General features: G+C 53.6%; 26 protein-coding genes and 1 pseudogene. 2 read left to right on the top strand and 25 right to left on the bottom strand.

Annotated features, from left to right (window positions below; all coding sequences use genetic code 11):
* Positions 1-5 precede the first annotated feature (5 nt).
* The 21 genes and pseudogenes from AB1483_09300 to AB1483_09400 all read right to left on the bottom strand — a co-directional run bounded on the left by AB1483_09300 (position 6) and on the right by AB1483_09400 (position 20,372).
* Positions 6-884 carry an AAA family ATPase gene (locus AB1483_09300; GenBank protein ID MEW6412653.1) on the bottom strand — a complete coding sequence of 293 codons (879 nt, stop codon included), beginning with the start codon at positions 882-884 and terminating at the stop codon, positions 6-8.
* Positions 877-2,013, bottom strand: a complete 1,137-nt coding sequence (locus tag AB1483_09305; protein MEW6412654.1) for a hypothetical protein — start codon at positions 2,011-2,013, stop codon at positions 877-879. The genes AB1483_09300 and AB1483_09305 overlap by 8 nt, the downstream gene beginning before the upstream one ends.
* A complete protein-coding gene (gene flhA / locus AB1483_09310) occupies positions 2,003-4,090 on the bottom strand; it encodes a flagellar biosynthesis protein FlhA (protein MEW6412655.1) in 2,088 nt (695 codons plus the stop codon). Before flhA ends, AB1483_09305 begins: the two co-directional genes overlap by 11 nt.
* 1 nt (position 4,091) lies before the next feature.
* Positions 4,092-5,162, bottom strand: a complete 1,071-nt coding sequence (flhB, locus tag AB1483_09315; GenBank protein ID MEW6412656.1) for a flagellar biosynthesis protein FlhB — start codon at positions 5,160-5,162, stop codon at positions 4,092-4,094.
* 6 nt (positions 5,163-5,168) lie between these two features.
* Positions 5,169-5,960: a flagellar biosynthetic protein FliR gene (gene fliR / locus AB1483_09320; GenBank protein MEW6412657.1), complete on the bottom strand. Its 792-nt coding sequence runs from the start codon at positions 5,958-5,960 to the stop codon at positions 5,169-5,171.
* 212 nt (positions 5,961-6,172) lie between these two features.
* Positions 6,173-6,442 carry a flagellar biosynthesis protein FliQ gene (fliQ, locus tag AB1483_09325; GenBank protein ID MEW6412658.1) on the bottom strand — a complete coding sequence of 90 codons (270 nt, stop codon included), beginning with the start codon at positions 6,440-6,442 and terminating at the stop codon, positions 6,173-6,175.
* 14 nt (positions 6,443-6,456) lie between these two features.
* Positions 6,457-7,209, bottom strand: a complete 753-nt coding sequence (fliP, locus tag AB1483_09330; protein ID MEW6412659.1) for a flagellar type III secretion system pore protein FliP — start codon at positions 7,207-7,209, stop codon at positions 6,457-6,459.
* Positions 7,210-7,296: 87 nt separating this feature from the next.
* Complete coding sequence (locus AB1483_09335; GenBank protein ID MEW6412660.1) at positions 7,297-7,881, bottom strand: flagellar biosynthetic protein FliO; 585 nt, start codon at positions 7,879-7,881, stop codon at positions 7,297-7,299.
* Positions 7,874-8,137 (bottom strand): annotated as a pseudogene (gene fliN, locus AB1483_09340) (flagellar motor switch protein FliN). The gene AB1483_09335 and the pseudogene fliN overlap by 8 nt, the downstream one beginning before the upstream one ends.
* A gap of 291 nt (positions 8,138-8,428) precedes the next feature.
* A complete protein-coding gene (gene fliM / locus AB1483_09345; protein ID MEW6412661.1) occupies positions 8,429-9,427 on the bottom strand; it encodes a flagellar motor switch protein FliM in 999 nt (332 codons plus the stop codon).
* Positions 9,428-9,440: 13 nt separating this feature from the next.
* Positions 9,441-10,001, bottom strand: a complete 561-nt coding sequence (locus AB1483_09350) for a flagellar basal body-associated FliL family protein (protein ID MEW6412662.1) — start codon at positions 9,999-10,001, stop codon at positions 9,441-9,443.
* A gap of 2 nt (positions 10,002-10,003) precedes the next feature.
* Complete coding sequence (locus AB1483_09355) at positions 10,004-10,228, bottom strand: flagellar FlbD family protein (protein ID MEW6412663.1); 225 nt, start codon at positions 10,226-10,228, stop codon at positions 10,004-10,006.
* Between the two features lie 7 nt (positions 10,229-10,235).
* Positions 10,236-12,170, bottom strand: coding sequence for a flagellar hook-basal body complex protein (locus AB1483_09360; GenBank protein ID MEW6412664.1), 1,935 nt, complete (start codon positions 12,168-12,170; stop codon positions 10,236-10,238).
* 103 nt (positions 12,171-12,273) lie between these two features.
* Positions 12,274-12,678 (bottom strand): TIGR02530 family flagellar biosynthesis protein, encoded by a 405-nt coding sequence (locus tag AB1483_09365; protein MEW6412665.1) that lies wholly within the window; start codon positions 12,676-12,678, stop codon positions 12,274-12,276.
* A gap of 25 nt (positions 12,679-12,703) precedes the next feature.
* Entirely contained in the window at positions 12,704-13,411 is a 708-nt protein-coding gene (locus tag AB1483_09370; protein MEW6412666.1) for a flagellar hook capping FlgD N-terminal domain-containing protein, read from the bottom strand.
* Between the two features lie 12 nt (positions 13,412-13,423).
* Complete coding sequence (locus AB1483_09375) at positions 13,424-14,914, bottom strand: flagellar hook-length control protein FliK (protein MEW6412667.1); 1,491 nt, start codon at positions 14,912-14,914, stop codon at positions 13,424-13,426.
* Positions 14,915-15,679: a hypothetical protein gene (locus AB1483_09380; protein ID MEW6412668.1), complete on the bottom strand. Its 765-nt coding sequence runs from the start codon at positions 15,677-15,679 to the stop codon at positions 14,915-14,917.
* A gap of 241 nt (positions 15,680-15,920) precedes the next feature.
* On the bottom strand, positions 15,921-17,219 hold the full coding sequence (mtaB, locus tag AB1483_09385) for a tRNA (N(6)-L-threonylcarbamoyladenosine(37)-C(2))-methylthiotransferase MtaB (protein ID MEW6412669.1): 1,299 nt from the start codon (positions 17,217-17,219) through the stop codon (positions 15,921-15,923).
* An 89-nt stretch (positions 17,220-17,308) separates the two neighbouring features.
* Positions 17,309-18,154: a GNAT family N-acetyltransferase gene (locus tag AB1483_09390; GenBank protein ID MEW6412670.1), complete on the bottom strand. Its 846-nt coding sequence runs from the start codon at positions 18,152-18,154 to the stop codon at positions 17,309-17,311.
* Complete coding sequence (locus tag AB1483_09395) at positions 18,151-19,227, bottom strand: methyltransferase domain-containing protein (protein ID MEW6412671.1); 1,077 nt, start codon at positions 19,225-19,227, stop codon at positions 18,151-18,153. The genes AB1483_09390 and AB1483_09395 overlap by 4 nt, the downstream gene beginning before the upstream one ends.
* 296 nt (positions 19,228-19,523) lie before the next feature.
* Positions 19,524-20,372 (bottom strand): deoxyribonuclease IV, encoded by an 849-nt coding sequence (locus tag AB1483_09400; protein MEW6412672.1) that lies wholly within the window; start codon positions 20,370-20,372, stop codon positions 19,524-19,526.
* A gap of 137 nt (positions 20,373-20,509) precedes the next feature.
* Here AB1483_09400 and AB1483_09405 point away from each other — a divergent pair, with 137 nt between their 5' ends.
* Entirely contained in the window at positions 20,510-20,893 is a 384-nt protein-coding gene (locus AB1483_09405) for a DUF433 domain-containing protein (GenBank protein MEW6412673.1), read from the top strand.
* 14 nt (positions 20,894-20,907) lie between these two features.
* Positions 20,908-21,375 (top strand): DUF433 domain-containing protein, encoded by a 468-nt coding sequence (locus AB1483_09410; GenBank protein ID MEW6412674.1) that lies wholly within the window; start codon positions 20,908-20,910, stop codon positions 21,373-21,375.
* A gap of 9 nt (positions 21,376-21,384) precedes the next feature.
* Here the strand turns inward: AB1483_09410 and AB1483_09415 are convergent, their stop codons facing one another.
* The 4 genes from AB1483_09415 to AB1483_09430 form a co-directional block, all read right to left on the bottom strand.
* The gene (locus AB1483_09415; protein MEW6412675.1) at positions 21,385-21,774 is read right to left on the bottom strand and encodes a RidA family protein; all 390 of its coding nucleotides are present in this window, start codon (positions 21,772-21,774) and stop codon (positions 21,385-21,387) included.
* Between the two features lie 133 nt (positions 21,775-21,907).
* Positions 21,908-23,857: an FG-GAP-like repeat-containing protein gene (locus tag AB1483_09420; GenBank protein ID MEW6412676.1), complete on the bottom strand. Its 1,950-nt coding sequence runs from the start codon at positions 23,855-23,857 to the stop codon at positions 21,908-21,910.
* A 390-nt stretch (positions 23,858-24,247) separates the two neighbouring features.
* Positions 24,248-24,451, bottom strand: coding sequence for a DUF2892 domain-containing protein (locus tag AB1483_09425; protein MEW6412677.1), 204 nt, complete (start codon positions 24,449-24,451; stop codon positions 24,248-24,250).
* Between the two features lie 156 nt (positions 24,452-24,607).
* The gene (locus AB1483_09430) at positions 24,608-26,047 is read right to left on the bottom strand and encodes an aldehyde dehydrogenase family protein (protein MEW6412678.1); all 1,440 of its coding nucleotides are present in this window, start codon (positions 26,045-26,047) and stop codon (positions 24,608-24,610) included.
* Positions 26,048-26,097: the final 50 nt, after the last annotated feature.

Genomic DNA, 26,097 nt, shown 5'->3' on the forward strand with positions numbered 1-26,097 from the left:
GACAGCTATTCCCTTATATCGGCCGGAGCCGTGGTTTCATTTATCGTCTTTTCAGTGGATAATGTTCTGGCGACAGCCGCTGAAATCGGCCAGCCAAAACCGCGAAAAATATTAACGGCGATCAGCGTAAGTTCTTGGATGGCAGCGGACTGCTGATTAAGACCGCTGAGCGTGGTTTGAGTGGCAATGCTTTCACGGAAGAGCCTGCTTTCGCTTATATAGCCGATGAACTCGGGGGCCTGCCCCACAAAACGTTCACTTATCGCGCAGAGCTTACCGTAAACGAAGTGCGCTTCCTGCTCGGAAGTAACCCGATTGGCCATGAGGCGCACCTCGATGGCACTGTCGGTGCGATGAAGATGTTTATACAGCCCGTAGCAATCCGAGATGGATGTCAGCTCGGGCACGAAGGTGACGATGTTAATATCGCTGCCGTGGGCCATGACGGTATCCGCTTTCGAGATTCCTGAGCCATGGTCCATTATGATTATGTCGTATTCGGTGGCGTTGCGACGCAGGTTGAGTATCGTGGTCGCGATAGCCTTGATATCGCCATCGACGAACACCGGCTCGCCGGCGCCGGCAGCCATCAGGTCAAAGCCATATTTGGTGGTTACGACGGCCTCGCGAATGGAAAGGTCGCCGCGGATAAACTCTTTGAAGCCGTAGTCGCAGCCGGTATTGGCGATGATATGGGTGTTGCCGCAGTTGATATCGGCATCAACGACGAGCACTCTGGCGCCAAGGGCGGCCATGCGTTCAGCCAGGTTAACCACCAGTACCGTTTTCCCCACTCCGCCCTTGCCGGACAGGAGGGAAACGATTTTGGCCGGACCGCTGCTGATGCGTCGCGGAATCGTTTTACGGTTTTCGAATCTATTCACAGTTCACCTCGGAGCCTAAAAGCATCCCGGCGAGATAATCCGGGTCGGGTGATTTGAGGTCATCCATGCCGCCGGGGGCATCGGAGATGAAAGCCATCTTCAGACCGGTTGATTTGACGGCGGTTATCGCGGTTCCGTAGCAACTGGCCAGATCCTGCATTGTCACAACCAGGTGGGTGGGACGCAGTTCTTTAAGGCGCTTGCTTATCTCGAACACGTCGCGTGAACGCGTCAAAAATGAGAACACGGCAAAGGTGTGGGTGGGGTTGATCTGTTCGATCCGGGAACGCAGCGCTTTGAGTTTTTCAGCGTTGAACGGCATAGCCGGAGCATCGATGAGCGTCACGGCATCTTTGTCCGACGCTTTTTCCGTATCGAGTTTAAGGGGGTCAATGACTTCGATACCGAGAATCTCAGCGTAGCTGCAGATTTCATCGAAGGCGCCCATCTTGAAATTGTCGAGTGTCAGCAGCCTTACGCTACGGCGCTGTTTGGCCACCAGCGAGGCAGCCAGCTTGCCCATGACCGACGACTTGCCGCTCCCGGCGGGACCGATGAAGACGGCGGTGTCGCCGTGATCGAGCGTCACATCGCGGGCAATCATGCCTTCGAGTTCACCGGCCAGTTTCTGGCGGGTCACCGCGGTTATGTCGGAGATACCATCGTAATTCTCCGTAACCGACGAGATGAATGCTTCGAGGTAGTCGTCGGGAAGATCCGCTTCCTTGAGGCAACGGTGAATTTTCTGGAACATTTCCAGCCGGCTGATGCCATCGGGTTGAATTCCCAGGCTGAGCAGCTGGTTAAGCTTACGGTCGATGGCAACAATCTTCTCTCTCAGGTAGTCCGTATCGGTCCGGGTCGAGGGTTCGATTTCCCTGACCGGCTGTGGTTTCGGCTCGGGCTGCGAGACCGGAGAATTACCTGCCGCGGTATCAGTATCGGTCAGAATTTCCGAGGTGCGTGCGACCGAGGCTTTTTCCAAGCAGGCGGTGACTTCGAACATCGTTTTCTTGTCCCGGCCCGCTACCTGTCGGGTTTTGAGCACGACGGCGTCGCCGCCCATTTCCTTACGGATGCGCTTGAGGGCGGCCGCCGACGATTCATCTGTGAAGGTTTTAATGATCATTTTCTATCCTCACCATGCCTGTTGAGACCAGCTCAACGTCGGGTAATATTTCGTTGTATGAGACCACTGCCAGATGCGGGAAGACCGCTTCAACGAGTCGCCGCAGGGCGAGTCTGATGTTCGGTGAACAGATACACAGCGGCACATAGCCGCCGGCCTGCATCAGGTCAGTCTGTTTTCCGATTAGTTTGAGAAGCTTGTCGGTCAAAGCCGGGTCGAGCACGAGCATCAGTCCCTGTTTGGTGTTTTGCACCGCGTCGGACAGTCTCTGCTCGATAGCCGGGTCGATGGTGAACACGTTTATCTTGCCGGTCTTGTCGCGATAAATCTCGGTGATCTGCCGCTTGAGCGACATGCGCACGTACTCCGCGAGAACATCCGTGTCCTTCGTGGCGTGGACGTAATCCGAGAGGGTTTCGAGAATCGTGGCCAGGTCGCGAATCGGTACTTTCTCCCGAAGCAGCGACACGAGTACTTTCTGCAGGGTTCCAAGCGAAACCGTTTCCGGGATGACGGAATCGACCAGCGCCGGGAAGTCTTCCTTGAGAGTGTCAACCAGATGCTGAACATCCTGACGCGTCACAATCTCATAGGCGGAATTGCGGACAAGTTCAGTCAGATGCGTGGCCAGAACGGCGGCTGGTTCGACGACGGTATATCCCTTGGCCTGGGCAACCTCTTTGAGGTTTGGAATGATCCAGGTGGCCTGAAGGCCGAAGGCGGGGTCTTTGGTTTCGAAGCCATCGACTCTGTCCTCAACGAAACCCGGATTGATGGCCAGCAAGTGGTCAACCATCAACTCGAAGCCGGCAATCCGAATTCCTTTGAGCTTTACCTGATACTCGTTCGGCTTAAGCTGGACGTTGTCGCGTATTCTTACCGGCGGCACCACGATACCGAGTTCTCCGGCGAGTTGTTTGCGGATAGAGGCCACCCGGCCGAGCAGGTCGCCGCCCTGACGGGCGTCAACCATTGGAATCAAACCGTAACCGATTTCCAGTCCGAGGGTGTCGACTTTCAGCAGGTCTTCGGTCCGTTCTTTCGGTTTCTGTGTCTGGGCCGTCGCCTTCTTCGACTGCTCATCGTCGGCCACCTGTTTGCGGCGTGCCGCCTCACGGGTAGCGTATCCCAGGCCACCCACGACCAGGCCGAGAGTGAGGAAAGTGAGAGTGGGCATGCCGGGAAGCAAACCGAACAGAATGAGCACACTCGATGTCACCAAAATGGCGCGCGGTTTGTTGGTAAGCTGCCTGGTGAGGTCGGTGCCCATGTCGGACGAGGCCGCGGAGCGAGTTACGATGATACCCGACGCGGTTGAAACCAGAAGGGCGGGAATCTGCGTGACCAGACCGTCACCGATTGACAACAGACTGTATGTCTTGAGAGCATCGGTGAGGCTCATTCCGTTAAGGGCGATACCGATAACGAAGCCGCCGATGATATTAATCAGGGTAATGAGAATGCCGGCGATAGCGTCGCCGCGCACGAATTTGGAAGCGCCGTCCATAGCGCCATAGAAATCGGCCTCACGGGCGATATCGGAGCGACGCTCTTTGGCCTGCTGTTCGCTGATGATACCGGCATTCAGGTCGGCATCGATAGCCATCTGTTTGCCGGGCATGGCGTCGAGGGTGAATCGAGCGGCTACTTCGGAGATACGGCCCGCGCCCTTGGTGATGACCACGAACTGGATGATGACAAGGATCACGAAGACGATAAATCCGACGACGTAGTTGCCCTGGACGACGAAATTACCGAACGAATTGATGACCTCACCGGCATAGGCCTGTCCGAGAATCAGACGGGTCGATGCCACGTTGAGAGCCAGGCGCATGAGGGTGACGATCAGCAGCATCCCGGGGAATACCGAAAGATCGAGCGGACGTGTCACGTACAGCGTGGTGAGCAGTACCACCAGCGAGAAGGTGATATTGAAAGCCAGCGCGAAATCGAGCAGGGCGGTCGGAATCGGGATTACGAGAATACCGATAATACCTATCACGCCGAGCGCGAGAACAATGTCGGCGCGCGATACGATGCGTTCCATGAGGGTTGATTGTAGCGGGTTCTGCGCCATCTTACTTTATCACCTTTTCCTTCATGCGGTAGACATAAGCGAGCAGTTCAGCCACGGCCTTGTAGAGGTTGGCCGGAATCAGCTGACCGACATCGCACATCTTGAACAGGGCTCTGGCGAGCGGTTTGTCTTCGACCACCGGGATGCCGTGCTCGATCGCGATTTCCTTGATGCGCTGGGCAATGAGGCGTTCGCCTTTGGCGATCACCTGCGGAGCGTTCATTTCGGACGGATCGTACTTCAGGGCGACGGCGATGTGGGTCGGGTTGGTAACAACCACGCTGGCGGTCGGGACGGCGGCCATCATGCGGCTACGCGCCATCTGACGCTGCAGCTGCCGCACCCTGGATTTAATTTGCGGGGAACCTTCGGTGTCCTTGTATTCATCGCGAAGGTCCTGTTTGGACATTCTGATTGATTTTTCAAATTCATAGCGCTGGTACAAGTAGTCCAGCACGGCGATAGCCAGTATGACGCCGCCAATCTTGATGACCATGCTCAGGGCCAGTTTACCCATCATGGTCGCCAGTTGCACCACCGACATATCCGGCAGCAGAAAGAACGAATCGAATTCACTCTGAATGACTTTGTACGCGACGAATCCGATGATGAACAGCTTGATGGAGTCGCGCACGAGCTGGACGAGCGAGCGCAACGAGAACAGGCGTTTGAGGCCGTTGACGAGGTTGAGTTTGTCGAACTTGAGTTCCATTGCCTTGGGTGTGATCTTAAAACCCACCTGCGCCACGTTGACACCAAAAGCCACCATCACCACCAGGGCGAATACGGGGCCGAGGATCACGAAGAACTTGAGCAGGTTGTCGCCGAATATCTTTACGAAGGTGGGATCGGCCACGGCGATCTGCGGAGCGTTGGCCATGGTGTATCTCATGAGCTGCATCGTCTGCTCGGCGAGATACGGACCCATCATCCACAGCGACAGAAAGCCAAGCACGAGAATTGCGGCGGAGTTGAGTTCCATCGACTTGGCAACTTTACCTTCCTCGCGTGCCTTGGTTCGCCGCCTGCCGGTCGGCTTTTCGGTTCTTTCTTGAAAACCCTGTTCAGCCATTTGCGCTTATGCTCCTCCCAGAGAGTAGAGCAACATCCTCAATTCGTTATCGAAGTAGCCGACCGCCTTCTCGATTACATAGGCAAACAACGGCAGCGACATCGCCATGACCGTAAGTCCGACCCCGATTTTGATGGGGAAACCGACGAAGAAGACGTTCATCGTCGGCATGGTCTTGGCGATAGTGCCCAGCGCCACGTCGGTGAGAAAGAGCGTGATCATAACCGGGGAGGCTACTTTGAGGGCTATCACGAAGATGTAGGCCGAGTACCTGATGATCAGTTCGCCGGTAGAGCCGTAGTCGCTCACGCCGCCGGGCGGGATCACCTGGTAGCTGTCTACAAACGCATTTATGATTACGTGATGTCCGTTAATGCTCAGGAAAAACAGAATGGCCAGCACATACAGAAACCGGCCGATAATCGAAACCTGGTTCGACATGTTGTTGTCGAAAACGGTGGCGAACATGAAACCGATCTGGTAGCCAATTATCGAACCGGCCGTGAGAACGCCGATGAAGATCAGGCGATAAAACAGGCCGATAACGAATCCGATCAGAAGTTCGTTGAAGGCCAGGCCGGCCAGTTGCCACAGTGAAGTAACCTGTTCGAAGGAATCGATGTTCGGCAGGGTCGGCAACAGCACCATCGACAAAAGCAAAACCAATCCCACGCGGATAAGCATGGGGATGCCTTTGTCACCCAATACCGGCGCCATGATGAGCAGACCCGATGTTCTGAGAATGATGAGAAGCAGGACGATTAGCTTATCAGCACCGAAATTTATGAAGTCGAACAAGGCTAAAATCCTTACAATACGGGTTAATCGCTTATTGCTATCACAAAACCTGTGCCAGACTGAAACAGTTTAATGCGGCGCTTTAAGCTGTTGAATTGTAGGGGGTTAGCTTTTGCTATTATTATGTGTCGTTATTGCCGGGAGATTATTGCGGAAAATATTACCAGCGATGTTGGAAAAAAGTTCAAGCGGTCTATTTTGGGCGAATTTTGTCATCCGGCCAGCGTTGGAATAAGCTCGAACATATGACGGGTGAAATCGGTAGCCATATTGATCATCCATGGCAGAAAAATCAGCAGAGCCAGAGCGACCGCGAGGATCTTGGGTACGAAAGTGAGTGTCATTTCCTGGATCTGGGTGATGGCCTGAAAGATGGAAATGGCCAGACCTACGATCAGCGCGAACAACAGAAGTGGTCCGGAGATCATAACTGTCAGTGTCAGCGCTTCGCGTCCTATCGCAACAACCATTTGGGGTGTCATTTTATCATACCTCTTTACATGTGAAACGACTCGACCAGCGATTTCGTCAGCAGGTACCATCCATCGACAAGCACGAACAATAGAATCTTGAATGGCAGCGAGACGATAATCGGCGGAAGCATCATCATACCCATAGACATCAGAACCGATGCCACGACCATGTCAATTACCAAAAACGGGACAAACAGCACGAAGGCTATTTGAAATGCCGTACGGAGTTCGGAGATCACAAATCCGGGCACGAGCACGTGGATGGGCAGGTCTTCCGGTTTTTCCGGGGTTTCGATTTTAGCTATATCGACGAAGAGGGCGAGGTCTTTCTCACGCGTCTGTGACAGCATGAACGTTTTGAATGGTGCCACCGCTTTATCCCACGCCTCTTCCTTGGTTATCTGTTGATCCAGGTAAGGCTTGATGCCTTCGTTATAGGCCTGGTTGACCACCGGCGACATCACAAAGAAAGTCAGGATCAGCGCCAGCGCGACCAGAAGCTGGTTGGGCGGCATTTGTTGAATACCCATAGCCTGACGCAGAAATGACAATACCACGGTGAAGCGGATGAATGATGTCACCATGATGAGAATCGACGGCGCCAGCGCGAGTACCGTCATGAGGATAACGATCTGGAGCGTAGTGCTGAGTTCGCCGGAGTCGGCGGCCTCGCCAACTTCGACCGAGATCTTGGGGATCGTTTGAGAATACGCTTCTGCCGAGAGCAGAAGGAGCATTCCCGCCGCGAGCGTGACTTTCTTAACGATGTTTTTCATGTCCTATATCTCTGGTTACCCCGCAACTTCCAATGTCACTGGGGGGATATACATCCGGTTGATTCCGCCTGAGGGCGGAACCGTTTTTTAAACGGTTGTTTCCTGAGTTTCCAGGGCGGTCTTCCCCGCTCTTCTGAAACCGAATTCCCTTATTTTGCTGGTGGCGTGTTTGAGCAAATGGCCGAAGTTTTCGCTCTCGACTTCGGTAGCCGCCGCGGCGAGGACCCTCCTGGTCTCTTCGCTATCCAGTTCGGTAAGCACCGTTATCTGGTTTTCGGAGGTACCGATCAGAACCGATTTGTCGGCGACTCGCAACAGCGAGACGCTTTTCTTCGGCGCTATATATGTTGTTTCGATAACCTCCAGCAGGTTGGACTGTCGGTTACCGGAGTATTTCTTGCCCATCAGGCGCTTCAGCAGGAAGATGCCGACATAGATGGCCGCGACAACGACTACGAGGGCGCTGAACAGTTTCAACAGCGAAGGCATGGCTGATGAATAGAAGGAGGTTTCCCCGGCGCCATTGCCGGTGACCTGCGCTTCGTCTGTCGTCTGCGGGGCGCTGGATTTTACCGCCCTGGCCGGGTCGGTGTTGATGGCCAGCACGCCAATCAGCGCGATGATGACGATCACAAGCACGGCCAGACGTGAACGTCTGTTGACCTTATGCATCTTCTCCAAGTGATTTCAACCTTTCTTCCGGCGTCATGAGCTGGGTGATTCTGACGCCAAAGTTTTCGTCGATAACAACGACTTCTCCCCTTGCCACTACTTTCTGGTTGACCAGAAGGTCGACCGGTTCACCGGCCAGCTTGTTAAGTTCGACGACCGAACCGGGACCGAGCGCCAGTATATCGGCGATAGACATCCGGGTTCGACCGAGTTCGATGGCGATGGGGAGATTGACGTCCATCAACAAATCGATATTGCGTCCTTCCGTTCTCCCGGCCGGTTCCGACAATTGCTGGAACTCGGCTCTTGAGACGGAAGTTGAGCCGAAATCGATATCGTCGACATTCGCCTTCTGCTCGTCTTCGGGAAGATCCTCGAGCATGGCCATCATTTCCGCTTCGGCATCGGCTTCGGCGGGACTCTTATCGGCCCCGACGCCCGGCGCCTCAGCGGCCGCGGCCGCCGCTTCATCGACAGGCACGCGCTGCTCGTTCTCTACCGCTTCCGGCTCCGACGGAGTCCGCAAATCTTTTTCATCAGCCATAATTTATCCTACCTCCAGTTTTTCTTCTTCGGTATAGTCCACTATTTGCACCGCGCGTTTTTTCCCCGAAAGGCCGGGCCGTCCGAGGTATTTCCTGCGGCGGTTAACATAAACCGATATGTCTTCAGATATTTTTGTTTCCGACGGTATGACGTCGTTAACTTTCAGTTCGAGGAATTCGCGCATCCTGATATTGGTCGTCAGAAGTTGGGCGGTCAGTTCGGCATCGACGCGCTTGATATTGTACAGGTTAACGTGGCGGTCGCTTTCGAGATTCTTCTTCTTGGTAGCGTCAATCCAGTTCTGGGCCGACAGCTTGGTGATAATCGGTTCCAGCGACATGAACGGATAGCAGACCGTGAGAAGTCCCGTGGACTGAAAAAGTTTAACCTGGAACGAAACGACCACCACCGTTTCACCGGGAGCCACGATCTGGATGAATTGCGGGTTGGTTTCGAAGCTTTTATTTTCCGCGTGGATTTTGACAATGTTTTCCCAGGCGCGCTCCAGGTCGCGATACAGTTTGTGGGCCAGGCGGGTCATGACCGAGCGCTCGATACCGGTGAGCTCTCTTTCGGTCTCCAGAATCTTTCCGTTGCCACCGAACATGCGGTCGATAAACGAAAATGTCAGGGTCGGGTTGAAATCGACCAGACAGACGGCATCGAGCGGTTCGGCCGAGAAAGTGTAGGTGCACGACGGCGTCACCAGGGACATAATGAACTCGGAATAGGTAATCTGGTCCACCGAAACGAGGTCAACATCGACGATCGTTCGCATGATCGTAGATAGGGTTGAGCCGTAGTGACCGGCGAAGTTGTCGTGCATGTTTTCGAGCGTACGGATCTGGTCTTTGGACACCCGGTTGGGGTGTTTGAAGTCGTACGCTATAATCGACTTCGCCTTGTCATCATCGAAACTGTCTTCTTCCGGAGCGGAGTCTCCGGAGGATACAGTCGTTAATAGGGCGTCTATCTCATCCTGAGAAAGTATCTTTGCCACGCTTGGGTATCCTCTATTGCATCACGAAATCGGTATAGTACACACCGGTTATGCCGTCGCTTTCCATCAACTGGCACAGCCGTTTTTTAATCTGGTAGCGGACGATTTCTTTTTCTTTCGGGTCGGTCAGCTGCTGGACGGTTTTGGACGAGAGAATCGTGATCAGAGCATCGCGAATAATCGGTTCCCGACGTTCGAACTGGGCCGCCAGCGCGGGTGAAGCGAGATCGAAACCGAACGAAACCGACAAAAATCTCGATCCTCCGGTACCGGCCGGATTGATCACGATATTGTTGATCTCGTGTATGAGCGCCTCGCCGGCTTCGCCGCTTTTCTTGTGTGGCTTTTTGGCATCTTTCTCGTGGCTGCTTTCGCTCTGTTCCACAGCAGCGCTGTCGCCGCCCGAGTCAGACATCATCGGTTTGACCACGAACAGGGCGAGGGCCACACCGACTATGACAGCTCCCAGGCCAATACCGCCAAAGAGCATCAAGCCGCCTTTTTTCTTTGCGGGGGGCGGCGCTTCCGCCTGTCCTTTTCCGCCTTCAACTATGGTCTTATCATTATCTGGCATTTTTAACTCCCTTCCGGGGCGGAGGCGGTATCCGGGGTTTTAACCCGGATACCTGATTTCCGCTTGAACTCAGCTACCCGTTCTATGATCTCCTCGATAGATTCCTTGACCATTATCTTCTTACCGGTCGTTAGAGAAATAATGGTATCCGGAATCGCCTCGACGAACTCTATCAGGTCCGCGTTTATTACGAGGTCGGTATCGTTTAGTCGGGTAACCTTAATCACTTACTTATTACCTCTTTATGTTGACCAGGTCATCGAGCATGTTATCGGAGGTGGTGATAATCCGGGCGTTGGCCTGGAAACCACGCTGGGCGGTAATCATGCTGGTGAATTCCTGGGCGATATCAACGGAAGAAGCTTCCAGCGCTCCCGAGGAGAGAGTCGCGGCGACAGTTTCGCCCGCCACACCCTCAACAGCTTCGCCGGAGTTGGCTGATTCCTGATACATCGAGTTACCGGCCTTGTGCAGACCGGCCTGGTTTGAGAAGTCGGCCAGAATTATCTGGGCCAGAATTCTGGTCACACCATTGGAGAAGAATCCCGAGATATTGCCCTGCTGGTCAATGGAGATCTTCTCCAGAATTCCCAAACCGTAACCATCCTGACCGATAATGGCGGCGGTATGGCTGGCCGTAGAGAATCCGGTGAGACCGTCAAAAGAGTTGACCGTACCGGCATCGATTTCGATGCTGAGTACGGCGGCACCGTTGGCGGGATCCATGGTGATTGCCTGGGCGCCACCGTTATAGGTGAATGTATTCAACGAACCGTCGGAGTTGAACTGGACATAGCCGGTGGCACCGGAGCTGATAGTCTCGTTGCCGGTGGTGGAGGCAGTCCATTCCCAACGGTTGGTAATTGCGGACTTAAAGAACTCGAGCGACAGCGTATGCTTGGCGCCAAGAGAGTCGAAGATAGCGATGGACATGGAATGAGTCGTATCGTCTGTCTGAATGACGAGTTCGGACCCCGGGGCAGTGGCCATCAGGCCGCCGCTGAAGGTGGTGATTTCCACCCCGCCGCCGCCAAGGTTCGCCAAACCTTCGACAAGCCCGGTCTGGTCGTTAATGACGAGATCAAGCTGCGTTACGAAGGGACCGGCTGCGGCGCCAGTACCCTGTGAAGGCAGGAAGCTGTCAGTGGCCACGAAGGTTGTCGCGGCACCGCCGGAGGACACAAAGGCGCCACCGAACACTTCCTGTACTATATTGCCGGCTGCTGCCGCCGAAGACGAGAAATTGTACTCGGCCGGGTCACCGGCAATATCGCGGGTGATGGTAATTTCACCGGAATCGAAATCGGCGGTGATTCCCGCAATCAGGTTGATGGCGTCGATGAGGTCGTTGACAGTGGAGATTGCGGTGAGTCCCATAATAGGCTCGGTGCGGGTGCCGTCAATCGTAATCGAGAAACCCGAGAAATCCGTAACGCCAAGGTCGGTGCCCAGCGTGTCGGTCAAAGCGAGCGTGCCGCCGGTGTTGGTGGTAAACGAATCGTTCAGCGCCTGGTTACCGGTGATGGTAATAGTGTGGGTACCTCCCACGCCATCAACAGCGGTTCCCGAAACGCCGTTGACGTTCGAAGTTCCGGACTGCATCAGCGTCGCTACCGAGTCGGTCGCCGAGGCGTTCAGGTTATTGGCCAGTGTGATTGTCTCGGTGGCCTGCGCCGGATCCTGCTGACCGAACGGAATGGTAATCGGGCTGGTGGTGGCCAGCGACGGAATCTCGCCGGTCGAATCGGCCATACGTCCCATTACGAACAGGCCGGTGGCCGGATCAACCAGATTACTGTTGGCGTCGAAGCCGAAGGCTCCGGCGCGGGTGTAAAACCGGTTGTCGTTGGCGTCGCCAAGCACAAAGAAACCTGTTCCCTGGATTGCCAGGTCAGTTATCTGTCCGGTGGTCTCCAGACCACCCTGCTGGAACAGAGTGTCGATTGATGCTACCTGCATACCCAGACCCAACTGCACCGGGTTGGTACCGCCTGTCGTTGCCGACGGTCTCCCCGCTCCTTGAAGGGTCTGCACCAGGGCTTCCTGAAAGTTGACGCGACTGGCCTTAAAGCCAATAGTGTTAATGTTGGCAATGTTGTTACCAATCACGTTCATTCTAACCTGATGATTCTTCAGTCCGGATACTCCGGAGAACAATGATGCCATCATGGTTAAACTACCTCCATGCTTTCGACCGGAATCTCTCCATCAACATGGAGTCCAATTCCAGTTATCTGATTGTTTATCGTTTTTTTCATTTCTATTCTCGAACTCATATTATCACTGCCGAATCGATAGCTGTCACGACACCTTCGCGCAGATTGTCTCTATCGAAGGCGGTTATGACGGTGCGGTTTTTTACGGAGACGACGAAGGCCGCTTCATCGGAGAGAACCAGCGTTTCTTTTGAGCCTTTCAGCTCGGCCTTGTCGATCGCGTCGGCGATGCCATTGACCGTCTCTTCCGACAAGGTGATATTACGCGAAAACAGGCGTTCCTGGGCATGCCTGGAAAACGTGAGCTTGCGGTTGGAGGCCAGTTCGCGTGAGAACATATCTTTGAAGGATACATCGCTCGGGCGGGCCTCTTGCGGCGCCGCCTTACCCCGGTTGGCGATTTCTATCAAATCAACCGGTCTTTGATAATTGCCGATTCGCATTGCCTGTCCGTAACTCATTTTCTTACCTGACCTTTTCCTTTTTTCACTCGCTGTCATCGCTGTCTGATGCGTAGGCGCCTTTCTCGGCGATTGTAGACACATCGCCCAGCGCTATCTCGGTACCATTCACTCTCAAGTAGGCCGAGCCATCGCGATAAATGACGGCATCCACAGTTCCCTCCAACGACAGGCTGGGTGTCACCTTGTTGCCGGCCGCGGTGGTCGCAGTCGCTTCAACATAGTAATAGCCTTCATCGACCCGGTTGCCCATACTGTCGGTGCCATCCCAGGTGATGCTGTTAACGCCTCTGCTGACGCTGTCCTGCGTCAGGGTGGCAACCGTCATACCGCTGGAATCCTTGATGACGAATTCCACCGAATCGACAGCCGAATCGAGAGTGTATGTGATGGTCGGGTTGGTTTCGGCGTCGACATAAACGCCGCTGTATACCGCGCGAACGTCTTTGCCGATAAAGCTGGACGCCATAACATTATTAATGGACTGCATTTGCAGGTAGTCCCACTCGTTGGCACTGGCCAACCCATCGGCGATGAAGTTGAGCTGTTCCAGTGACGAGAACTGCGCCAGCTGCGCGATATAGTCTTCATCGCTCATCGGATTGAGCGGGTCCTGGTTCTCGAGCTTGGTTATCATGAGCTGCAGGAAATCATCCTCACCGAGAATCTGCAGGCTTCCGGTTTGTTTCACGTTACCGTTAGTGTCAGTGCCTAATGGAGATATAATTCCCATACGATTCTTCTCCTATGCTAACAGATTAACTCCGGCCGGTCCGGCGTATTGTGCCGCTTTCGTTAATATGTCGGGGGCGACGATGTCCGGCTGGCCGAGATTAATGTCGTCGGATTGCGATGACCGGTAGGTGACCCGGTGATGCCAGTGCGGCTGACGCTGGAAGAATTCGTTGTGAGCGCTGTCTCCGGTGATCGTAATCTCTATCTGATCTACATTGATATCCGCCTTGGTCAACTGGGTGACCAGACGGTCAAGATTGCTTTCGAGGGCGGCTTTGGCCGGGGCGGACTCGACACTGATTCGTGCCGTGAGTTTATCGTCTTTGAGCGACAGGCTGAGCCTTGCCGGTCCAAGATTTTCCGGCTCGATTCGCAGTGTCACTGACTGTCCGTTCGGCTTGAGCGATGTTTTGATATCGGCCGGCATTATGAAGCGAACATCGGACCGGATAACACGATTGCCGTTGGAATCGATAACGGTTCTGGTGTCCGTCGTCGCGAACGCCGTCTGTAAAGACTCATAGGCGTTTGAAGTATGACCTTTGTCTGTGCTGTCCTTGGCATAAGTGAAGAGATCCGGCTGAGCCGCGGCGATTCTGCTGCCGAGAAGGGTTGACGCTTTGGCGTTGCCACCGATCATGGCGCCGAGATAATAGTCATTCTGCGGCTGAAGCGTTATCGAGCCCTTGCCCTGCACGCCGTTTACGGCCTGCATTGTCTCGAGTATTTTCGGTATCTGCGACTTGTTGCTATCGGATGATTCGAGAATTCCGTCCGTGGTACTATTTATGGAGCCGCTGCTGTAGGCTCTGATACGACTTTTATCAAGGCTGGCGCGAAGCTGAAGCTCTCCGGATGAGCTCTCCGCCAGCAGAGAAATCTGCATCGGCTGTTTGGCCTGCTGATCTGCGGCAGCGCTTTCGATTCTCAGCTCTTTGAGATTGAGCTGGGAGAGCATATTGTCCAGCTTGGCGGTATCAGCGGTGATTCCGTCGAGGGCGACTCGCTGGCTCGCCGTGTTCGTCAGATTTGCCAGGCTGTCGGTCGGAAGGACCAGCTTGATGGTCTGTCCGGGAAGATTCTCATTTTCCAGATGCAGAGTCAACTTGCCGCCGGAGACATTAGAATCGAGAATACGATAGTTGCCTTCGGGAAGTTGACCCAGCTCTTCAGCCATCAAACCTTTCATATGGTCCGCGTAAGCGCCTTCGGCTTGTGACATGATCTCCTGACCGAAATGCGCTGATTTGCTGTCGCTGCCGGCAGTTTCACCGATGGTTTTCCCCGCCAGTCCGAACAGCGCGTCAAATGCCGGTAATGAATTCTCTTCGCCCGAAGCCAGAAGCGCTTTCGCGCCCGGCTCGTTTATCCGGGAGAGATACTGGCCGAAGATATCGCCGAACAGTCCGGAAGCTTCCGAACCGGCGCTGTTCTGGCCCGTAGGCTGGGTACCGATGCTGCCCAGCAAGAGTTCAAATATGTTTACCGGCGTCTGGTTCATTTAGTTATCCGCAAGTGAAATCATCTGTTTCGAAAGTTTGGCCGCTCTCTGCGGTGGCATGAGTTGAAGCACGGCTGAGGCGTTCTTCACTTTCATCCGCGGTAAAATCGAAACGACCGTCTTGTCGTCGAGATTGGCCAAAAGCTGCGCTACTGAGCGGGCATCCATACCGTCATATAGTTTTGCCAGCGAGGCTGTCCGCGACGATTCGACCTGCTCGACATTCAAAAGCTTCTTGTTTACCTGTTGTTCAAGTCGTTCGAGTTCTTTCTGGCGTACGTCGAGTTCTTTCGCTCTCGCGGCCAGAACCTGCTTTTCTTTTTCGATCCAGCTTATCTGCTCGATAGAATCCTCGACCGAAATTTCCCCTTCCTCTTTCATAAGCTCGCTGTCGTTTGGCTCGTAGTCGAGAAAGGCCAGGTTATCCATAATTTTATCTACGGCCGAAGCATCTTCTTCACTGAGTCCCAGGTCATCAGGAGAGGGTTCTGTCTGGATATTGGCTTCAGTCGGCTCGGTAGTTTCGTGGTTTTGGCCCGGTCTGGCGGGAGCTTCGATTGCGGAGTTCTCGTTGGCCGACTCCGCCTGCTCGACGGATTTGCCGTTGAACACGAAAGCCACCCCGATCGCGACGACTACAGCGACCACAATGGCCACACCGCCATAAAGGAGATACTTCATAAAGCCGCCCGATGACCCGGCTGTCTTGTCCGGCGTCTGTTGCTGATCGGCTTGTTCTTGGCTCTGTTTAGCTTGTTCAACCATCGCAAAATTCCTAAAACGGTTTTATAGCTACTATTTCTCCATCGGGCTGTAAAGCAACGCCCGTGCCAGACTTGAGTCGCACCACGTAAGCGACTGTCTATTAGCGAATTACGTGACCGACCGGGTCGAAGAGAAAAACTTCGGCTTTTTAGAAAAGGGAATAATTTTCCGCTATTTCAAGGAATTATTAGGCCAAGATGCGCGGCTGGAACTACCTACTATTAATGAGGAGGCCCAAGGCCTATATGACATGGGCCACGACATGGTCGTGGTCGGCCGAGTCAACCTTGACCCGGACTACATCCTTGCCCCAGATTCGGTTGCCGGGCAGAGCCACCTTGATATAGTTGCCGGAGACACCCCAAAAGCCACCCTGTTCATTTCGTAGGTGCTCGCTTATAACCTCAAGTTCCTTGCCAACTTGTCTTTGGTGAGCTTTGTGGCGAAGCCCGGCTGAGAGCTCGGCCAGAATATCGTGGCGCTTCTTTATAACGTCGGGGCGAACCTTGTCGGGCAGGTCGGCGGCTAGAGTCCCGGGACGATCCGAGTAGGAAAAGACATGAAGATAGTCTATTACGCCGGACTCTATCGCTAAACGGGTCATCTCGAAATCTTCATCGGTCTCCCCCGGAAATCCGACTATTACATCAGCGCCGATAACGGTGTCGGACGCCGCTTTCTTAACCGCCTCGATCCGCCTGAGATAGTACTCCCGTGTGTACGGGCGACGCATCATCTTCAGTATGCGATTCGATCCTGATTGAAGCGGAACATGCATGTGGTGACAGATTCTCTTGTCGGCGTAGATCTCAAGCAGCTCATCACGAATAGTCTGCGGCTCGATCGAGGAAAGCCTTAGGCGGTAGAGTCCTGTGTTCGCAAGAATAGCCCGACACAATGCGGCCAGATTTTTCGCCGGCGGCTCGGTTGTCCGGTGACGATAATGCCCGAGGTGGACGCCGGTGAGAACCACTTCCTTATAGCCGGCAGCGACGAGGTTGTCGATGTCGCTGATCACCTCGCTGACCGGACGGTTTCTCAGCGGCCCACGGACTTTGGTAACGATACAATACGAACAAGACTGGTTACATCCATCGGACACTTTCACCCACGCCCGGTTGTGCTCGAAAAAGTCACTCACGATGGGTGTGCATGTGGCCGGAGTGAAATTGGCGAAGAGTTCAGGGAATTCTTTGGGGAGTATGTTTGCGATATCATCTTTGTGGGCGTTATCGATTATCAGGTCAACACCGTCAATCGAAGTCAGCGATTCCGGGTCGGCATCGACATAGCATCCCACCACAACCACTTTTGCGTCGGGATTTCGCCGTACCGCCTTTCTGATCATGTTGCGGCAACTGGAATCAGCCCGATGGGTGACAGTGCAGGTATTGATGATGTACAAGTCAGCCTGTTCAGACGGCATGACACGCTGAAAACCGTACGGGGCGAGCTGGGCCGCCATTCGCTCCGACTCATACTGATTGAGGCGACAGCCCACTGTCTGAATAGCGAGTTTTCTGTATCTGCCAGAATGCATGCCGGCAATATACCCAATTGTGAAAGGGGCAAGGTCGAATTTTTGGTTAAAATCTTATAGCTTTCCGCCGTGGACCGAAGGGCCGTTCTCTAATCTTGCTGTTCGATGTTGCGCCAGATATAGTTCGGCCGGACGTAAGCGGTTTGAAAACCGTAGCGTATCATGTTTCTAAAGGACGGAGCTTCGCGGTCGCGTGTCTGCTCGGCCGTTTCGACGATGATAGTGCGGCAGCCATCCCGGCGGGCATCTTCGATGCGACGGCGGAGCAGCGCAGCCTGAGCGCCCTTGCCGCGGGCGTCGGGCAACGTGCTGGCGAAATCGATCCAGCCAACTGTGCCGGATACGAAAAGAGCCGCCGTGGCTATCGCCCGCTTTTTATGATAGGCCAGATAGAATCGCCATCGCGGCCGTCCTATGGCGCTTTCGATCCAGGGGCAGAGTGCCCGTGGCCAGTCGAAGCTGTCGACCAGTATTCTCGAGAAAACGCGGGCCTGACTTTTCGTAATTTCATCAACTACGACAGATGTTTCTAGGGGAGGCACAGGCGCGACATCACGGCACAACTTGACCCAGTTATTATAGTGGCTGAATCCGTTTGCCCGTAGCAACCGACTTACTTCATCGGTCACAACCGGTGGGCTCAATTGGACGAAGAAGCGCGGCACACCTGCCCTTTTGTAAGTCAGCGTAATCCTTTCAAGTGTTTCTCGCGAAATCGGCACGATCAGTCCCAGACCGAGCACTCTGTTGAAAGCGAGAATGTCCAACCGTGACGCGAGGGTGATGGTTTCCGAGGGATTAGTCGAAACGGCGATGCCGAGCGCTCTGGAGGCTCCGGCGCCGGCCGCGGAATAAAAGTCCGTCCATGCCTCGATTTCAGCCTGTTCGACCTGAGCGATCAAATCTGTAGTAACGTGAATATGTCCTGTCGTCATTGAAGCATCCCGATATAGAAGTTATTTTGAAAGTCATGTGCCAGTTTTCTGGTTTCGATTTTCTTAAACCCGGCCCGGCTGAGCAATTCCCTCGCCTTTTCTTCGCCCCACATGGCTCCAAGCCCCGCGCCCCCTTGCGCCAGGGAGACCGGCACACAGTGCATACACGACACGGCGTACAAAAGCGGTCCGACGGGATGGTCAATATTTTGGTAATGGTGAGCGGAGCCGGCGATATCCTGCATGAGAAAGGTTCCACCGGGTTTTAGAGCGCCGGCAATATCGGCAAGGACTTTCTCCGGTTGAGCCTGGTCGTGGACAGCGTCAAAGGCCGTAATAAGGTCCCATTTTTGACCGTTGGGTTCAAAATCGGTTAGGTCTTTTGTTTCAAAATAGACATTGAACAGCCCGGCCCTTCTTGACTCGTACCAGCCGACTTTTATGGCTTCTTCACTGATATCAAAGCCGTAGAATCGACTTTTCGGAAAGTGCTTAGCCATCAGATTAAGTGCCCGCCCCGCTCCGCAGCCGATATCCAGAACATCTATGCCGCGCGACAGAGCCTCCGGCAGTTGTGGCACCAGAGGAAGAATGGAGTCTAACAGCGCGGATACCACGGTCTGGCCGCTGTCTTCGGCCATTACTTCATGAAAGCGATTGTATTCCGAGTACGGTAAACCCTCTCCCGAGCGGAACCTTGCCACGATCTTGTCTTCGACCTGTCCCAGCAGAGGAATATACTGGGCGAACACTGCCATGTTGTTCGGTGATGAATCGCGGGTCAGGAAGGCGGAGTGTTCACGGGGCAGCGAATATCTCGGGCCATTCGGATCGCATTCCACGATCTTCCCTACTGTCATGGCTCCGAGCCATTCTCTTACATAGCGTTCACTCAGTCCGGCCCTGCGGGCGATCTCATAACTGGTGGCGGACGTCATGCCATCCATGACATCGAACAACCCGGTGCGGTGTCCAATGGAGATCATAAGAGCAAGCCCACCGCCGTTATACAACTCTATCAATCGTCCGGCGAAGGCTTCGGCCCGGGCGGCATCGATACTTCCATTATTCATGATTTCTCCTCCTGCGTTACGCCCGTATGAATTTCATACGCGCGTTCATTCCCTTTCAAAACGAGTGGATTGCCCTTTGGATAAGGCGCCCGGAGACCCCGGCCAGATCGAGCAGTCCTGCCCAAGAGGCAGGAACATGGATTATTAAAATCTATTATAGCATACGGGGCCGATGGAGATTTGGTTGATTTTTTTTGCCTGCGTTGGCCGGGCCACGGGATCGGGCGGGGAATACGCTTAAGGTTGCGGTTCGGACGATATTGGCGGCTCTTCGGGGTCGAAGCGGCGGCTGAAGATTACTTTTTGACCAGCCCTCTAAGGATTTTCAGATTCTCGATATCTTCCGCCAGGTCGTCGCCTTTGGGGGTCTCGATAATCATCGGTATTTTGCCAAGTCTTTTATCGTTGACGAAATTGGCGAAACCTTTCAGGCCGATAAAACCCTTGCCGATGTGTTCGTGACGGTCGCGTTTGGAGCCGAGTTCTTTGAGGCTGTCGTTCATGTGGATTATTCTCAGTTTGTCCAGGCCGAGGATATCATCGAATTTCTTCATCGTGGCCTTGTAATCTTTTGGTTCGACGATTGCATAGCCGGCCGCGAAGATATGACAGGTGTCCAGGCAGACGCCGACTTTATCATCGTTTTCGATTCTGGCGATCATGAAGGCGAGTTGCTCGAAACTGTAACCGAGGTTGGTCCCCTGCCCGGCGGTTGCCTCCAGAAGCAAAGTGACGCCATTGTCGCCGAGTTCATCGAACAAACGATTGATCCGGTCGGCCACCATATTCATCCCTGCTTCTTCGCCGGAACCCACGTGTGAGCCGGGATGCATCACGAGGTTGGGAATTTTGAGAATATCGCAGCGCTCCATTTCTTCTTTAAGCGACTCGTAGGATTTTTCGTTCAACGCCGGCTCGGGGGAAGCGATATTTATGAGATAGCTGGTGTGGGACACCGAGACTGTGACGCCGGTTGATTCAATCGTATCGAAAAACTGAGCTATTTCTTTTTTGTCGAGTTTCTTGGCCCGCCACTGGTTGTTGGACTTGTTGAACATTTGAATGGTGTCGCAAGTAGCTATTTGGCCTCGCTCGACAGCGTTGAAGATTCCGCCGGAAATCGATTCGTGGGCTCCGAAAATCATAATACCTCAAATCCTGATAACTTAGCTCCAAATTCTCATTGCCCAAAATAGTCTATTTTGCTCTTTCGGGCAAGAGTAACCTTAAAGACCAAAATAATACTGACCGCCGCTGTCACAGGCCGGTATTAGTTTGAGTTATGGCGGGCGAGGCAGACAGGCTAAATATTCGGGATACCGGCGTAAGCATTCTTGAGATTCTCGATCTTATGGCGCTGGGGCTTCGCTATGAAACCATATTGGGCAGGTATCCCGGACTGGTCGCCGAGGATATCGCTTACGCGGCCGCCACTGCCCGCTATCTGATAATACGGTACTGGGCCGCCTGCGGTGAGCCATTGACGGAGTCGATACCGGCAGGTGGCCGGCCGGGACGCGAGGGATGGTCCATTGATGAAGAGGCTGAACTGGTCAACCTTTATCGAAGCGGCGCGACTGTCGCCGAAATCGGTCGCATTTTGCGACGGTCGTCAGCCGAGGCAGAGAAACGACTCAAGGAATTGTTGGATAACAAACAAAGTTAACGGGAGGAAGAATTATGTCGCAGGTCATGATCAGAGAAACCGGGGTGGCGATAACGGAGGTGCTGGAGCTTATCGCCGCCGGACATTCTTACAAACAGGTGCTCGAGAAGTATCCGCAGTTGTCTCTGGGAGACATTATGCTGTCGGCCCGGGTAGCCAAGGATCTGGTAGAAAAGATCATAATCGTTGACAAAGAGATCAAAGTGGAAGGCGCCATGAAGTTCACGGTCAAGGGCGGGCAATTCCGTTCTGTCGATGAAATGAAAAAGGACCATGCCAGAGCATTCGAGAAATGGACCGAACACGAACTGGAAGAGGTTGTCCGCCTTCACAAGGGGGGTCGGAACATTTCGGAAATCTCCAGGCAGCTTCAGCGGAGCTACGGGTCAATCAAAGCCCGTCTGGAACGTCTTGGTCTGATTGACCAGTCCGGCAGGGCGATTGTGCAGACACCGAACAAAGCGCCAGACGCGGGCCGATAACACTGTCGATCAGGAGCCAATCACGCAATCGGCTTCGATTTCGACCAGCCAGTCATCGCGCACCAGTCCCTTGACGACGACCATGGTCGCGGCCGGCCGAATATCTTTAAAATATTCGCGGTGTGCCCGGCTAATCTGCGGTTGCGCTGACACATCGGTGATATATATGCGGGTCCGGATTATATCAGTGAGCCTGGCGCCGGCTTTTTCGACGGCATCTTCGATTATCTCCAGGCATCGCATTGTCTGACCATAGGCATCCCCTTTCGCGGCGGTGGATCCATCGGGCGCTATCGGAGCCGTGCCCGACACGGCCAGAGCATTTCCGATTCTAACAGCTCTTGAGAAGCCAATCGTGCTTTCATAAGGTGAGCCGGAAGAAATGTTTTTTCGATCCATGTAATTACCTCCAAAAAGTTTCGGCAACTACTTGATAATACGCCAAAATAAACCCCCCGGTTCCAGCAGAGAACCGGGGGCCTAAACACTTCTTTAAGCAAAGGTATGGAAGTGTACTTTATTTGAGTATCGGCTATTCTATCGTTCTATTGAACAGAATCGATATGGTAGCATCGAGTTCATTCAGCACAGCGATGTCGTTGTCGCCGTCACCGTCAAAGTCACCCGCTCCAATAGCGCCCGGACCGTCGCCGACCGGGAACGTAACCGTATTAAACGAATAATACGGGAAGGGATCTTCATTCAACAGCACTGCCACGACATCTTCATCCATACTGGCGACAGCCAGATCAATGGCGCCGTTGCCGGTCAAATCTACGGCAGCTACGGCTGATGGTCCACGGCTGGTGTTGTACGCCCAGTTGACTCCAAAGGCACCGCTTCCGTTATTTTTGAGTATGGAAACAGCGTTGCCTCCATAGCAGGCGGAAACGATGTCGAGATCGGCATCACCATCCACATCAGCGATGCTGATCCACATGGGCGCCGTGGAGATCACATAAGTAACCGCTTCGGCGAAGGTTCCATTTTGCAGATTCCTGAAGACAAGAATCCTGCTCTGTGTCCGGCTGTTCGTCACGATATCATCGTAACCATCGCCATTGAGATCGGCGCTACAGATATAGAGCGGCTTGGCCATACCGCCATATCTTACCGGGTTGGCAAAAAAGCCAGAACCGTCATTCAAAAGCAACGAGAAGCTGGCGTCGCCTTCGTTGGCAACCGCTAAATCCATATCCCCATCATTGTCAACATCGATGGGGCAGCTGGCATAGGAACTGTCGTTAGCGTAGAAGAAACTGATAGTGGTATCGATGACCTCGATATCGTAGTCCGGGCAACCCCACGGGTTGTGATCGGGCTGAAGCGTAGTCGTGTCCCACCTGATACAGCGAAAGTACTGACAATATTCCCAGAAGGGCTGCTCCAGAGCCGTACACCAGTAGAAGCCGGTATCAATTTCCATCAGGTTATCAAGTTCGAAGACATTGCCGTCCTGCTGAAGCAAACGATTCACCTTGGAATAGTTGAGTGTGCCGACTTTATAATCCGGTATATACTTCGTTGTCACCAAATCAACTCTGTCGTCGTTGTTGAAATCAGCCGCACAGACGGATGACGGCCCGCGGCGTGTGTAAAGGATCACCGGGTCCTGGAAGGTGCCGTCGCCGTTACCATAGAGGATGGATAGATTGTTGGTGTCACGCATATGTGTTACGACCAGATCGAGATAGTCGTCGTCGTTCAAGTCCGCCACGATCATATAATTGGCGTTGCTTTCAACATCAAACGTCACCGCGGCATCGAACATATCGGGGGTTGTAACGCTGACACAGTTGGAAATTTCAGACCAGTTGCCGGAGGCGTCGCAGGTCTTAAGGGCAAAGTAATAAGTGGAACTCCGGTGCAGGTCGACAATATCAAAAGACTCTACGGTCCCTGCCGCGGAAGGCTCGGGTTCACCGGTCATTTGGGCTGCTGACACCCAGTTGTCGGCGGTAATCGAAGCCCAGTAGTATCTTATATCATAGAGAGTCGCAGTGCCGGTATTGCCATCTTCACCGGGAGCGGTCCAGGCCAAGGTAAGGTCGCCGGTCGGAGTGGGCTCGGTGGCTGCCAGGTCTTCCACCGCCGCAGGAGGGTAATTTTCGCAGGTTACAGTTACGGTCTGAGAAGTAGCGCTGTTGTTGGCTTCGTCGAAAGCCCTGGCATAAATCGTGTGCTCACCATTATCGTCCACCGTGGTTGTCCACAGGCACGCCCATGGAGAATACTCATCGGTGTAATACAGCTCTCCGTCAACATAGAACTCGACCTTGTTAACGCCATCGTTGTCGGTAGCCTCCGCTCGAACATCTACCGTGTTTGGCACGAAGCTGGCATCAACCGGATTCGTAATCGCAATCGTTGGATTTTCGTTGTCAACCGGGTCGCCCGGATTGTCACACGAAGAGATTGCCAACATTGAAAGTCCGACCACAAGAGCCATCAAAAATGCCAGCCTGATATCTTTGCGACGCATATGCTTGGTTCCTCTATAATTGAATGTCGTCAAACAGAATTTACTGCGTAAAATTTCCCTCAACTCCAGTTTAAGAGCCTAAACAATCGACGTTTAAGCCTCAAAATCAGTTCAAAGAAACTTGCCAGTTTTGTACGTTCTGGATTTCTTGAGCCAAAACAAAAATCAATAATAACAGCCCTTCCCCGGCTTGGCAAGCACTTTTTGCCCGAACTCCCCGTCTAACGGCAAAACAACACAGATTTTGTGCTATTTTGGCTCAAAATTGTGAAAATAACCCGAGAATTCGCGAGCAAAGCGCAATGCGATCGGGCATTTGCCAATGCGAGCAAAACCCGCCGATGCCAGTGATCGGCAGGTTTTGGCAGTCATTTGATATTGCTGTATCAGCTATTGAGAAGCGGTCTTTTCCTTCGCGGAACAGGTGGATACGCCTATAAGAGTATAGGCGGGGCACCATCCTGAAAAAGCGGTGAGCAGAGGCACGAGCCCCACAAGACCCCACCAGGTGCCGAAATAATAGCCTAAGGCAAGGACAACGATTCCGATAATGATTCTGATTGTCCTGTCAGTTTTTCCCATGTTAGTGCGCAAAACTTGGCCTCCTTTTGTTCAGACATTCAAAGCCCGTCTGATGCGACCGCAGGGCCGGGTTCAACTGTACGATTACCTTATATAACAGAAGCCACAACCCCCAGGTTCCGATAGCCGGTCTGTTGGTTGCGGTTCTATGGCGGACATGGACTCCAGTCAGCCGCGCGAGGCGGACTTGAAATTCATCGACAGAATCTTGATTTCGGTCATATCTTCGATTGAATACCGCACACCCTCACGACCAAGCCCCGAAGCTTTGGTGCCGCCGTAGGGTTGATGGTCAGCGCGATAGGTGGGAACATCATTTATGACCACGCCGCCGCACTGAACGTTTTTGAAGGCGTAATAGACATCATCGAGACGGTTCGTAAAAATCCCGGCCTGGAGTCCATAGACCGAATCATTGATTTCGTCGACGACCTGCTTGAAGGTCTTATATTTCGAGACAACCGCGAGCGGCGCGAACGCTTCTTTGGCGCACGCCTCCATGCTGCTTTTCACATTCACAAGCACAGTTGGTTGAAGAGTCATTCCGCTGGCTTTTCCACCCACGAGGACTTTGGCGCCTTGTCGGACGGCATCATCAATGAGTTTTGCGGTTTTGGTCACCGCGTTTTCATCGACCATGGTGCCGATGTCCGTTGAAGGGTCAAGGGGATCACCGACTTTGAGGCTTCCAACTTTCTTCGCAAACATCTTGAGAAACGGGTCGTAGATTTTTTCCTGTACGAATATGCGCTGGACCGAGATGCACGACTGCCCAGCGACCGCAAAAGCTCCGGTAACAAGGCGTGTGGTGGCCCAGTCGAGGTCAGCATCATCGGCCACCGCCACACCGGCATTGCCACCGAGTTCGAGGACAACCTGTTTGTTACCGCAGTTGCGCTTTATCCACCATCCGACCTCTGACGAGCCCGTGAACGTAATAAGCCTGACACGCGGATCCTCAAGCAACACCGAAGTGTCTTTTGATGAAGCCGGTAGAATCGATACCGCTCCTTTGGGGTGGTCCGTTTTATCAATAATCTCCGCCAGCATAAGCGCCAGAATGGGTGTCTTCGAAGCGGGCTTAAGAACAATACTGTTTCCTGAGGCAATAGCGGGAGCCACCTTGTGTGCGACAAGGTTAAGCGGGAAGTTGAATGGGGAAATGCCGCCCACGACACCGATGGGGAATCTTCGGATAAGGCCGACTCTCTGCTCGGCTCCCGGGGTCCAGTCGAGGTCCATGATTTCGCCGCCGATGCGCTTGGCTTCTTCGGCAGCTACTTTGAAAACGCCAATAGCCCGGTTGACCTCGAGCATGGAGTCTTTGAAAGCCTTGCCCAGCTCAAGCGACATCATACGGGCCAGTTTCGCGGCGTTTTTTTCGATTTCAAACGCGATCTTGCGGCAGGTTTCCTCCCGCTTGTAACACGGCAGTTCGCGGGTGATCTTGAAACTGGACTGGGCCAGGTCGATTGCTCTGGTGAAATCGGCTTTTGAAGCCATGGCGACTTTGCCGACCATGGATCCATCGTAGGGGTTGATGACTGTCAGTTTCTCTCTGCGGTCAACCCACTCTCCGCCGAGATACATTTTATAATTTTTGGCCATGATATGCTCCATCGGTTCAGGGTTACCGGGTTTCCTCCCGGAGATATTAT

The sequence above is a fragment of the Candidatus Zixiibacteriota bacterium genome (genome assembly GCA_040756055.1).
Taxonomy (GTDB): Bacteria; Zixibacteria; MSB-5A5; order GN15; family FEB-12.